At 68.3% G+C, this 11,122-nt stretch carries 12 protein-coding genes; 6 read left to right on the top strand and 6 right to left on the bottom strand.

The window, feature by feature from the left end; translation table 11 throughout:
- A partial coding sequence (locus A5648_RS16640) for an aldehyde dehydrogenase family protein (RefSeq protein WP_065025612.1) occupies positions 1–1,086 on the bottom strand: 1,086 nt, incomplete at its 3' end.
- Between the two features lie 54 nt (positions 1,087–1,140).
- On the bottom strand, positions 1,141–1,911 hold the full coding sequence (locus A5648_RS16645; RefSeq protein WP_065025613.1) for a class I SAM-dependent methyltransferase: 771 nt from the start codon (positions 1,909–1,911) through the stop codon (positions 1,141–1,143).
- A 34-nt stretch (positions 1,912–1,945) separates the two neighbouring features.
- Between A5648_RS16645 and A5648_RS16650 the strand changes: the two genes are divergently transcribed.
- Entirely contained in the window at positions 1,946–3,100 is a 1,155-nt protein-coding gene (locus tag A5648_RS16650) for a glycosyltransferase family 4 protein (RefSeq protein ID WP_065025614.1), read from the top strand.
- A 19-nt stretch (positions 3,101–3,119) separates the two neighbouring features.
- Positions 3,120–3,542 carry a thiol-disulfide oxidoreductase DCC family protein gene (locus A5648_RS16655; RefSeq protein ID WP_065025615.1) on the top strand — a complete coding sequence of 141 codons (423 nt, stop codon included), beginning with the start codon at positions 3,120–3,122 and terminating at the stop codon, positions 3,540–3,542.
- Between the two features lie 12 nt (positions 3,543–3,554).
- Here A5648_RS16655 and A5648_RS16660 read toward each other — a convergent pair whose 3' ends face one another.
- Together A5648_RS16660 and A5648_RS16665 are read right to left on the bottom strand one after the other, a co-directional pair.
- On the bottom strand, positions 3,555–5,069 hold the full coding sequence (locus A5648_RS16660) for an HNH endonuclease signature motif containing protein (protein WP_065025616.1): 1,515 nt from the start codon (positions 5,067–5,069) through the stop codon (positions 3,555–3,557).
- 137 nt (positions 5,070–5,206) lie between these two features.
- Positions 5,207–5,827, bottom strand: coding sequence for a TetR/AcrR family transcriptional regulator (locus tag A5648_RS16665; RefSeq protein WP_065025617.1), 621 nt, complete (start codon positions 5,825–5,827; stop codon positions 5,207–5,209).
- A 158-nt stretch (positions 5,828–5,985) separates the two neighbouring features.
- Between A5648_RS16665 and A5648_RS16670 the strand changes: the two genes are divergently transcribed.
- The 4 genes from A5648_RS16670 to A5648_RS16685 are packed head-to-tail and all read left to right on the top strand — an operon-like array spanning position 5,986 to position 8,346.
- The gene (locus A5648_RS16670) at positions 5,986–6,708 is read left to right on the top strand and encodes a hypothetical protein (RefSeq protein WP_065025618.1); all 723 of its coding nucleotides are present in this window, start codon (positions 5,986–5,988) and stop codon (positions 6,706–6,708) included.
- Positions 6,705–7,454, top strand: a complete 750-nt coding sequence (locus tag A5648_RS16675) for a hypothetical protein (RefSeq protein ID WP_065025619.1) — start codon at positions 6,705–6,707, stop codon at positions 7,452–7,454. Before A5648_RS16670 ends, A5648_RS16675 begins: the two co-directional genes overlap by 4 nt.
- Positions 7,451–8,062 carry a cytochrome c oxidase subunit 3 gene (locus tag A5648_RS16680; protein WP_082966545.1) on the top strand — a complete coding sequence of 204 codons (612 nt, stop codon included), beginning with the start codon at positions 7,451–7,453 and terminating at the stop codon, positions 8,060–8,062. The genes A5648_RS16675 and A5648_RS16680 overlap by 4 nt, the downstream gene beginning before the upstream one ends.
- Positions 8,063–8,067: 5 nt before the next feature.
- Positions 8,068–8,346 carry a cytochrome C oxidase subunit IV family protein gene (locus tag A5648_RS16685; RefSeq protein ID WP_065025623.1) on the top strand — a complete coding sequence of 93 codons (279 nt, stop codon included), beginning with the start codon at positions 8,068–8,070 and terminating at the stop codon, positions 8,344–8,346.
- Here the strand turns inward: A5648_RS16685 and A5648_RS16690 are convergent.
- Positions 8,328–10,025: a hypothetical protein gene (locus tag A5648_RS16690; protein WP_065025620.1), complete on the bottom strand. Its 1,698-nt coding sequence runs from the start codon at positions 10,023–10,025 to the stop codon at positions 8,328–8,330. The two genes, A5648_RS16685 and A5648_RS16690, sit on opposite strands and share 19 nt — an antisense overlap.
- 7 nt (positions 10,026–10,032) lie before the next feature.
- Positions 10,033–11,122, bottom strand: a 1,090-nt coding sequence (locus A5648_RS16695) for a DUF3068 domain-containing protein (protein WP_065025621.1), incomplete at its 5' end; no start/stop codon positions are given.

Raw genomic sequence — 11,122 nt, forward strand, 5'->3', positions numbered from 1 at the left:
GGGACGGCCGCCGCCGCACACCAGCCGGGCACCCTCCTCGATGCCCTTGGCGATGTAGCCCTCGACCCGCTCGCGCTGCTTCTCGCTGATCAACGCGCCGACCTGCGCGCCCGGATCACTGGGCACCCCGACCGGCATGGCGGTGACGAAGTTCTTGACCGCCTCCACGATCTCCTCGTAGCGCGAGCGCGGCGCCAGGATGCGGGTCTGGGCCACGCAGGCCTGGCCGGTGTTCATGATCCCGGAGAACACCAGCATCGGGACCGCCGACGCCAGGTCGACGTCTTCGAGCACGATGGCCGCCGACTTGCCGCCGAGCTCCAGGGTGCACGGCTTGAGCATCTCGGCGGCGCGCTTGCCGATCTCCTTGCCGACGGCCGAGCTGCCGGTGAAGGAGAAGACATCCACATCGGCGTTGGAGGTCAGCGCCTGGCCGGTCTCCACGCCACCCGGCACCACCGACAGCACCCCTTCGGGCAGGCCCGCGTCGGCGAACGCCTGCGCCAACAGGTTGGCGCTCAACGGGGTCTCGGCGGCCGGCTTGAGCACCACCGTGCAACCGGCCAGCAGCGCCGGCCCCAGCTTGTTGACCGCCAGGAACAGCGGCACGTTCCAGGCCACGATCGCACCGACCACACCCAGCGGTTCCCGGCGCACGATCGTCTGGCCGTAGGCGCCGGTGCGGACCTCTTCCCAGCTGACCTCGTCGACGGCGGGGCCGGCGAAGAAGTTCAGTGCCCCCAGCGAGCTCATCCAGTGCATGGTCTCAACGCCCATCGGCGGCTGCCCGGTCTCGGCGGCCAGCAGCGAGGTGAACTGCTCTTTGCGCTCCTCCATGAGCTTGATAGCGGCGGCGATGACGGCGGCCCGCTCAGCCGGCGGGGTCGACGGCCAGGGCCCGGAGTCGAAGGCGGCGCGCGCGCCCGCCACTGCCGCATCCACATCGGCCTTGGCCGCCAGCGGCACCTTGCCGACGTACTCGCCGGTGGCCGGACAGTGCACCTCGATGACCTGGTCGGTGGACGGGGCGGTCCACTTGCCGCCGATGAAGAGGGAGTCGTATTCGGTGATGCTGGAGTCGCTCATGGGCGTCACCCTACCTAGCCGACGGACGGATTAGAACACGTTGCAGTCAATCCGTCATCGGGGTTGCAGAACCAGCACCAGATTGCTCACCAACAACTCCCGCAGGCCCGGCGCCGAGGTCATCCACCACGCCCATCGCGGGTGATAACGGGGAAAAGCCGCGACCAGTGCGCCGGTGTGGCGGCCCCACTGCAGCCCCTCGGCCGCCGACACCGCAAACAGCGACGAACCGTAGTTGTTCTTGGGTGGATGGCCATGCTTGCGGGTGTAGCGCGCGGCGGCGCGCACGCCGCCCAGATAGTGGGTCAGTCCCATCTCATGGCCGCCGAACGGACCCAGCCAGACCGTGTAGGACAGCACCACCAGCCCGCCCGGCCTGGTGACCCGCAGCATCTCGTTGCCGAGTCGCCAGGGCCGCGGCACATGCTCGGCGACGTTGGACGACAGGCAGATGTCCACGCTGTCATCGGCGAACGGCAACGCCATCCCGGAGGCCCGCACGAAGGCACCCGGGGAAGAAACGGGGTTGGCCGCCTGCATCGCGTGCATCTCCCCGGGGTCCGGCTCCACCCCGATGTAGCGCAGGCCGGCCTCGGCGAATGCGGTCGCGAAGTATCCCGGCCCGCCGCCGACGTCGAGCAGGGTTCTGCCGGCCGGGTCGTCCCCGTTGACGCCCCGCCACAGGTCGGTGACCAGGGTGGCGGTGTCCGCGGCCAGCGCACCGTAGAACCGGGCCGGGTCGCTCTGTTCGTAGCGGAACTGTCCCAGCAGGCGCATTGAGCGGCCCAGCGTCGCGCGTCGTGCGAACAGCTCGGTGGCGGCCACCGGGCCAAGCCTAGGCGGACTACCCTGTAGTCCTGTGTCCGCTGTGCGCTCCGTCCTGCTGTTGTGCTGGCGTGACACCGGACATCCCCAGGGCGGCGGCAGCGAGACCTATCTGCAGCGCATCGGCGCCGAGCTGGCCGCCGCCGGAGTCGCGGTCACACTGCGCACCGCCCGCTACCCCGGCGCACCCAAACACGAGGTCGTCGACGGGGTGCGGATCAGCCGCCGCGGCGGCCCCTACACGGTGTATCTGTGGGCGCTGGCGGTGATGGCGGCGGCGCGCGTCGGTCTGGGACCGCTGCGGCGAGTGCGGCCGGACGCGGTGATCGACACCCAGAACGGGCTGCCGTTTTTGGCGCGGCTGATCTACGGGCGCCGGGTGGCGATGCTGGTGCACCACTGCCACCGGGAGCAGTGGCCGGTGGCCGGGCCGGTGTTGAGCCGGATCGGCTGGCTGGTGGAGTCGAGGTTGTCGCCGTGGCTGAACCGGCGCAACCAGTACCTGACGGTGTCGTTGCCGTCGGCGCGCGATCTGATCGAACTGGGGGTGAGCGCCGAACGCATCGCGGTGGTGCGCAACGGGCTCGACGAGGCGCCGCCGCCGACGCTGACCGGTCCGCGGGCCGACGCGCCCCGGGTGGTGGTGCTGTCGCGGCTGGTGCCGCACAAGCAGATCGAGGATGCGCTGGACGCGGTCGCCGCCCTGCACACCCGGGTGCCCGGCCTGCGCCTCGACGTTATCGGCGGCGGCTGGTGGGCCGACCGGCTGGTGCAGCACGCCGCGGCGCTGGGGATCACCGACGCGGTCACCTTCCACGGCCATGTCGACGAGGACACCAAACATCGGCTGGTGCAACAGGCGTGGGTGCATGTGCTGCCGTCCCGCAAGGAGGGCTGGGGCCTGGCCGTCATCGAGGCCGGCCAGCACGGCGTGCCTACCATCGGCTACCGGGATTCCGGGGGGCTGTCCGATTCCATCGTCGACGGCGTGACCGGCCTGCTGGTCGACGACCGCGACCAGCTCGTCGAGCAGCTGCACCGACTGCTGGCCGACCCGGTGTTGCGCGAACAGCTCGGCGGCAAGGCGCAGGACCGCAGCGCCGAATTCTCTTGGCGGCAAAGCGCTGACGGGTTCCGCGAGGTCTTGGCGGCGGTCTGCGAACGGCGCTACGTCAGCGGGGTGGTCTGAACGACGTGGAGGTGCACCGATGACGAACGACCATGCTGCTCCGGTGCTGCTCTACGACGGCGTCTGTGGGGTCTGCAACCGATCGGTCCAGACCATCCTTCGCCACGACCGGCACGGCACCCTGCGATTCGCCGCCCTGGACAGCGACTTCGCCCGCGCGGTCATCGAGCGCCATCCGGATCTGCAGGACATCGACTCCATGGTGTTCGTCGACAACCCAGGTCGACCCGATGAGCGAGTCAGTGTCCGATCAGCCGGGGCCCTGGAGATGGTGCGCTATCTGGCCGGGCCGTTCCGGCTACTCCTGGCGGCCCGCATCATTCCCGCCGGAATCCGCGACCGGCTCTACGACCGTTTCGCCGCCATCCGTTACCGAATCGGCGGCAAGCACGACACCTGTCCGGTGCCGGCGCCGGAAGTGCGCGCCCGCTTCCTGGGTTGAGGGTCCCCCCGGTCAGGATGGCGGGGGTCGGGTGTTGAGGGCGCGTTCGGCGATGATCGCCCGGGTGCGGTTCTGGGCCCGAGTCCGCCGTCGGGTGGGCATCATCAGGGTTCGGCCGGCCGAATCCGATTGTCGGTCAGTCGGTGCGGGTAGGCGGCCGGTCGGTTCACAGAGGGCGGGGAACAGCAGTCGACTGCCGGGGCGGGTGGTGTAGGTCTGGCCGGTCGGACTGAGCCAGTCGATGGTACCGTCGGCATGTTGCTGGTCGCGCCAGCCGTGAAACGTCTTGAGTAAGTGATGCTTTCGGCACAGGCAACGCAGGTTCGACGGATGTGTCGGCCCGCCGAGAGCATAGGCGATCGCATGGTCGAGGTCGCAGAATTCCGCCGGCCGGTCACAGCCGGGCCACCGGCACGTCATGTCCCGGCAGCGCACAAACTCATCCAATGCGGTCGAGGGCCGGTACCTCGGCTCGGGGGCACTATCGGGTCCGGGGTGTCGCACCGGTTTGACGGTGGCGCCGGCGGCGATCAGTTCGGCCAGCATGGGTGCTGGGATCAGCGGTCCGCCCAGCAGCAGCGCCGGCGGAACCTTCGGGGGCGGGTCGGGCTCGGTGGGGCGCTCTACTGGCGCAAACAGGTTCCGGCGGTTGATCGGCGGCGGCGGTGGGTCTTCACCGTTGCGGTGCGCGTCGACGCCGGTGGCCATGCTTTCGGCGCTGGCGACCACGTGGATCAGCACCGAGCTTGCCGGACGGTCCTGGGCGCCGGGGCAGTCCTCGTTGCCGCACCCGCAGACCAGGATCTGCTCGCCGGCGGCCAGCGCGCCGAGGGCGTCGGCGCGGCGTTGGGCGATGGTGCGCGGATCGTCGTCGCACACGCTGTGCGCCATTGCCATCAGCCGCCGGTCGAGGGCTTCGGCGTCGTGGGCGTGCAGCCGGCCCCACAGCGGGGTGGTGGCATGGTCGGTGTTGCGTTTGTCGACCACCAGGTCCCGGGAGCGGGCATGTTGACGGCTGCGGCGCAGGGCTTCCGGGTCGTGCGCCTCGATGATCGCGTCGATGGCCTGCCCGGTCTTGAACGCCGACAGTGGCCCGTAGTGCAGGGCGTCGGCTGCTAGTGCGGTATCGACGGCGGCAAGGGCCCGACGGTCTTGGATCAAGGTGGTGTGCCAGGAGATGGTCGACACCAGGGCGGCGTTGAGCTGTCCGGCGGCGAACAGTGCCGCCACCTTGGGAAGGCGTTCGCGCAGCGCTGAAGCCAAATACATCTGCCCGGATGCTTTCCCGTGGCTGGTATCGCAAGCCGCACCGACTTCGGCCGCCACCGCGTCCCAGCCGTCGCAGGCCCATTTTGAATGCGCTGGGTCCTCGTATAGTTTCCGGCCCACCAGCTCGGCGATCGCCGCGAGGCGGCGGGAGGCCGCGACGGACTCCGCTTGGGCCCACCCTCCGATCGCTGCCACCAGCGCGGCCTCGTCGAGCTCGGCGAGGGCGTCGGGGTCGGGCAGGTCGGTAACTTCGAACATACGTTCGATTGTACGCCTCATCGGCGACACGGGGGCGCGCCCTGATGCGACGCGACGGCGAGCTGCCGGGCGTTGCTGGTCTCCAAATCCGCAAAGCCCACTGAACTAGGACCTAGTCGCTCCGGATGGCGCTGCCATCAGGCCTGCGGAACCATGCTGCGCAGGGTACTGGTCACGAATTTCTTCAGTGCCACATCGCGCTCCGCCTGGGATTCGCCCACCGTCGTCAGCAACGCGTAGACGCCGAGGAGAAAGAACGCCGCGCTGTGGTAGGCGTCCACGTCGTCGTAGAGCTCACCGCGAACGCGTGCCCGTTCGATCTCGGCGGCCAGCAGCACGAAGGTCGGGTGACTGGCCCACTGCTCCGGTTCGGGTCGGTTGGGCGAGAAGTAGAGACTCAAGACATCGCGGAACAATGCTGCGCCCCAGCGGCTTTCGAGGGCCAGGACCAGCTCCACGATCACCTTCAGCACCGCCGCCAGCGAGCGGCGGGTGTCGAGGAATTGCGCGAGTTCTTCGGCGAGGCGCATCTCGTCTCGCCGGATCAGCTCGAGCAGCACGTGCTCCTTGGTGGGGAAGTGGAAGTAGAAAGTACTGCGCGCCACCCCCGCCGCCTTGGCGATGGCGTTGATGTCTGCCGCATTGGTGCCGGCCCGCTGAAACTCCACGATCGCGGCGTCGAGCACTCGAGCACGTGTTTTGCGGCGTTGGGTCTCACGCTGGGTCGCAGCCTCGGGCACGCGCCCATTGTGCCGCAACCCAGCCAATCGCTGACGGATGTCACCCGAAAATGTCACTGAACTCGAGATCTGCACGCGCAGAAGCCATCAACCCTCTCATTTTCGTTGTCATTTGTCAGTGAGTGTGTTAGACCTAGCAACCGAGCGGGTGGTGGCAGACCAGGCAGGGGTGGGCGATGACGACAGCGACGGCGATGAACACCAGGGGCCAGCGCATCCTGCTGTGGACGGTGCCGCCGTCGGCGGCCTTGTTCGCACTGGCCTATCTGTTGTTCCCGGTGTTCTCGCCGCCGCTCTCGCCGACGCTGACCCCCGAACAAGTCGCGGCCTTCTTCGCCGAGAACGTCACCGGCATATTGGGCGTCACGATCCTGTGCAATCTCATCGCCTGCTCGCTGGTTCCGCTGTTCGCGGTGACCGCGGTGCAGATCTCGCGGACCGCAACATCGAGCAGCGTCTTCACCTACGCCTACCTGCTCTGTGTCGGGGTGGGCCTGACGGCGTTCATCCTCGCGGACTACTGCTGGGCGCTGGCGGCGTTCCGGCCCGAACGCGACCCGCAACTCATCAGCCTGCTCAACGACATGGCGTGGTTCTTCTTCATCGCACCCGTCGGCACCATCATCGTGCAGAATCTCTGCCTGGCCGTCAGCATCTACCTGGACGTCCGGCCAGACCCGGTCTTCCCGCGCTGGGTGGCGCACTTCAACATCGCGGTGGCCGCTCTGCTGGTTCCGAGCGCGTTTTCGCTGCTGTACAAAACCGGGCCGCTGGCCTGGGACGGTTCGCTCTCGTTCACCCTGCGGCTCAGCGTTTTCGCCGCCTATCTCGTGGTCATGTTCGCGGTTCTGCGCGATGTGGTGAATCGCCAGGGTGACGAGCGCGAGGCGCTGGCATGACCAAGGCCGCGAAACGGGATCAGTGGATCGCCTTCTGGTCGGTCCCGGTCTTCTTCGCGCTGTTCGGGCTGGTCTTCGTCCCCTTGAGCTGGATGATGCCGCCCCGCTCGCCGAGCGCCTCGCAGCCACAGGTCCTCGACTTCATGCAGTCGCACAATCTGCTGATCGCCTGCACCGTGCTGACACTGGCGTTCGGCCTGGCGCCGGTATCGAATGCGTGCTATCTCATCCAGATCAAGCGGATGTCGGTCAGCCCGGTGTTCCGGTACACCGTCATGATGGGTGCGATGACCGGCACCATCGTCGGCATGCTGTTCGGCATGTTCTGCTTCGGGCTCGGCGCATTCCGTCCCGGCTACGACCCGGCGATCCTGGCGATGCTTTACGACTTCGGCTACCTGGCGTTCATCGGTTCGCTGGGATGCTTCTGCATCATGTGGATGGCATTCGGCCTGGCGATCATTCTCGACGAGAACAATATCCTACCGAAATGGCTGGGCTACTACACCGTTTGGCAATACGTGACCGAGTTGATGGCCGCGCCGGTGTGGATCACCAAGTCCGGGCCCTTCGCCTGGAACGGTCTGATGACCTTCTGGCTCGCCATGACGCTGTACGTGTCATGGCAGTTCATCGTGTACGTGTGCATCTACCGATCGATCAAGAACCAGCCCGAGGCCGAACTCGAAAACGCTTGGGTTGCACTTGAATCCGTGGGAGACGCGTCCCGCGGAGTCGTCGCATGACCGAAGTCGAAGCGGGGCCCGGCATCGGTACCAGCGAGATGACGCCAAGCCCCCGTGCACGCGGTCACCTCCCCGGTGAATCGAGCATGTGGTTCTTCGTCATCGGCGACCTGCTCATCTTCGCCGCCTACTTCGTGTCCTACATGTACTTCCGCGGCCAAGACCATGTCATGTTCCTGGCGAGTCAGGCCAAGGTGAACCTGAACATCGGCATTGTCAACACCGTTGTGCTGCTGACCAGTTCGCTCTTCGTGGCACTCGGCACTTCGGCGGCCCGAGCCGGCAAGACCACCGATGCACACCGGTTGTTCTGCGGCGCCCTGGCCTGCGGGGCCGCTTTCCCGCTGCTCAAGATGTTCGAATACATCCCGGAGATCACCGCGGGGCTGACGCCGGGAACCAATCTGTTCTTCATGTACTACTTCGTGATGACGGGAATGCACCTGTGTCACGTGTTCCTGGGGCTGGTGATCCTGTGCTTCGTCATCCGCAGCCTGCGCGGACCGGCGAAACCCCGAATGTCCTTGGTGGAGACGGGCGCAACCTACTGGCACATGGTCGACGTGTTGTGGCTGATCTTGTTCGCGCTGCTCTACTTGATGAGGTGATCGCTCTGACCGCGTACCGCCGCAATCCGCTGATCTTCGTGTGGGCGCTGCTGACGGTGGTGACCATAGCGTCCTGGCAGACCGCCCGCGATGGGGGCGAGGCACACCACCTCAACGCCACCGTCACCGTCATCGTGCTGTCGATCGCCGCGATCAAGACTCAGCTGGTGATCTGGCATTTCATGGAGGTCCGGCACGCGCCTACTTGGCTCAAGGTGACCACGAACGGGTGGCTGCTGGGACTGTTCGGGCTGCTGTTCGGCTTCTACTTCGCCGCCGGATAGCATCGCCGAACCAGCGGCGCCGCCAGCCCGCCCGCGCCTGCCACCAGCATCGCCAGCCACACCAGATGGGCCGCCAGCACGGCCCGGCGCGGCCCGCCGGAAACCTTCGGTGCATGGCCACCGACCCGGTACACGGTGAAGTCTGAGTCGCGGTAGGAAATCGGCAAGCGCGTCAGAGTTTTTGCGGCAGCGCCGGTTTCGCCGTCCGTGCCGGACTCGCTGACCACCCAGCCCACGCCGTGGACGCCGAGCGTGGCCGGTTCGGCGCCCGACAGCAGCGCCCGCTGCACCGCCCGGGCGTGGCCGCCCTCACCGCGCACGGTCTGTCCGCCCACCCTCAGATCGCCGGTGGCCAGCACCTCGGCGCGCACCCAACGGGGCAGTGGGTCGAGCACCGCGGCCGGCCCGGCCCAGGAGAAGTGCCGCATGGTGTCGGCCGGCAGCACCGCCACCGGCCGCGGATCGGCGTTGATCTTCGCCGCCACCGCCGCCCAACCGGGCGGGTAGTGCACCGGTTGGACCCGCCCGGCCACCCCCCAGGCCAGGTCCGGCAGCACAACGATCAGCGCGACGCAGCACACCAACGCTGCCCGCGCCGGCGGCAGTCGGTCCCGCAGGCCCGCCACCGCCCCGGCCCCGGCCAGGGCGTAGCCGGGCATCGCCAATGCCACCCACTTCTGCCCGTCGCGCAGCATGCCCAGGCCGGGGATCACATCGACCGCCCAGCGCAACACCGCCAGTCCCGGCCCGGTAGCCAATACGGCGAACACCAGCACCGTCGCGCCCGCCAGCATCAGCAGTGGTCGCGCGGCGGGCCGGTCCCGTACCGTCGACAAGCCCAAAGCCACGACGCCGACGAAGACCGCGGTGGCCAGCACAGCGAAAACCGTGGTCCGCGAACTCGGCACCGCCTCGGCGTTCCAGATCCCGCCCAGCCCGGCGAGGCTGCCCAGGGTGCCCAGACCCGGCTCGGCGCGGGCCGCGAACGCCGCCACCCCGGCCGACTCGCCGCGAACAGATCCCGAACCCACCACCACGGCCATCAGCCAGGGCAGCGCGGCGGTCGCCGCGATCGCCATCGCAGTGGTCGCACACCACCACCTCGGCGCGCCGGAACCCGGCACCGCGACGCACGCCAACGCCACGACCGCGGCCAGCAGCAGCCCGGTCGGGGTCAACCCGGCCAGCGCCACGAAGAACACCAACCCGAACAGCCCGCCGCCACCGGATCGCAGCCTCAGCATCGCCACTGCCACCCACGGCAGGCACCCGTAGCCGACCAGCAGGCTCCAATGGCCCTGCAACAACCGTTCGGCCACATAGGGATTCCAGATCGCGACGGTGACCGCAACCAGCCGGCCGGGCAGGCCGGCCTCCGGCAGTACCGTCGCCGCCAGCCGCGCCGCGCCGCAGCCGGCCAGCCACAGGCCCGCGATCAGCAGCGCCTTGACCACGATGCCGCCATCGACCAGCCGGGAAGCCAGCGCCACCGCGAAGTCCTGCGGTACCGCCCGGGGTGCCGCCTCACCCAGACCGAGGGCGGATGCGGTCAGGTAGGACCGCGGCGTCGACACCGCATCGCGCAGCAGCAGATAGCCCGGCCGCAGCAGTGGCGCCGCGATGAGCAGCGTCAACCCCAGTGCGTAGCACGGCGCGATCCAGCGCCCGGCTCGCACCACCGCGAGGTCAGAGCTGATCGGGTGTGGGATCCGGGGGGCCCGGCTCCGGTGGCGTCGCCGGACGGTCCAGTTGGGGACGTTGCGTCGGCAGCTTCTCCGTCTCGGCCTCGGCCCCGGAAGCATGCTCGGTCACCGGTGACTTCGGCGCGAAGCCGCCGAAGAACCCGCCGTCGGAGCCGCGGCCCGGCCGACCCAGGGCGGTCTCGGCGGGCAGGCTGAACCAGCCGACCAGGACGCCGCCGATCAAACAGATCAGCCCCGCGGCGGTGAAGGTGATCGGCAGGACCCGTGACCACAGGGCCACCCGGTCCCGTTCGTTGCGGGCCGCGTCGACCTGCGCCTCGATGGTCTCCTCGGAGCTGGTGACCGTGTAGTCGGCCAGTGCCACCTCCGGCTTCAGCGGATCGCGGGCGTAGTAGTGGTTGGCGTGCACCTTCGACTTGACGACGGTGCCCGAAACCGGATCCACCCACATCGTCTTCTGTGCGGCGTAGTACCGCGTCATGGTGACGTCTTCCTCAGGGTCGACGCCCTCGATGTTCCACATCCGGGCCGGAGCGGTGATCTCCCCGTCCTCGTCGTGGCCGTACAGCGACGGGTAGCGCACCGGTTCTTTCAAGCTGCCGTCCGGGTCGTAGCCGACGTTCTGCACGAACCGGTAGGTGGTCAGCCCGTTGACGTCGTCTTCGCCCTCGTAGTTGGCCTCGTAGGCCTTCTGCGCGATCGGATCGAAGTACTGATAGGACTGCTTCTGGGTGTCGAAGGGGAACCGGTAGGACAGCCCCTCGTGCGGCAGCGCGATGTTGGTCGGCGGGCTGTCGTCGTCGTAATTGCGCGGCCGCTGCACCGAGCCGCCTGGGTGGTCGTCATCCGAAACCGCTTCGGCGGAGGTGCGATTCAGCGTCACTGTGTCGACGATGGCCAGCAGCAGACCGGTGTCCTTCTGCCGGTCCGCCCGCCGCAGCGACGAGCCGGCCTGCAGGGTGACCACGTCGGCGTTGGCGGGCGCCTCCACCCCGATCTGCTGCTGGGCGACCAGCGGCACATCCTGATCGACGACGGCATGTTCGCCGCCGAGGGACTCCGGGTCCAGCGCT

The organism is Mycolicibacter sinensis, from assembly GCF_001673565.1.
Classification (GTDB): domain Bacteria; phylum Actinomycetota; class Actinomycetes; order Mycobacteriales; family Mycobacteriaceae; genus Mycobacterium; species Mycobacterium sinense_C.

Bases quoted from the DNA above. Each gene is read 5' to 3' on its own strand.
- A5648_RS16655 (WP_065025615.1), top strand. From the start codon at position 3,120: ATGACGAACGACCATGCTGCTCCGGTGCTGCTCTACGACGGCGTCTGT.
- A5648_RS16660 (WP_065025616.1), bottom strand. From the start codon at position 5,069: ATGTTCGAAGTTACCGACCTGCCCGACCCCGACGCCCTCGCCGAGCTC.
- A5648_RS16670 (WP_065025618.1), top strand. From the start codon at position 5,986: ATGACGACAGCGACGGCGATGAACACCAGGGGCCAGCGCATCCTGCTG.
- A5648_RS16680 (WP_082966545.1), top strand. From the start codon at position 7,451: ATGACCGAAGTCGAAGCGGGGCCCGGCATCGGTACCAGCGAGATGACG.
- A5648_RS16675 (WP_065025619.1), top strand. From the start codon at position 6,705: ATGACCAAGGCCGCGAAACGGGATCAGTGGATCGCCTTCTGGTCGGTC.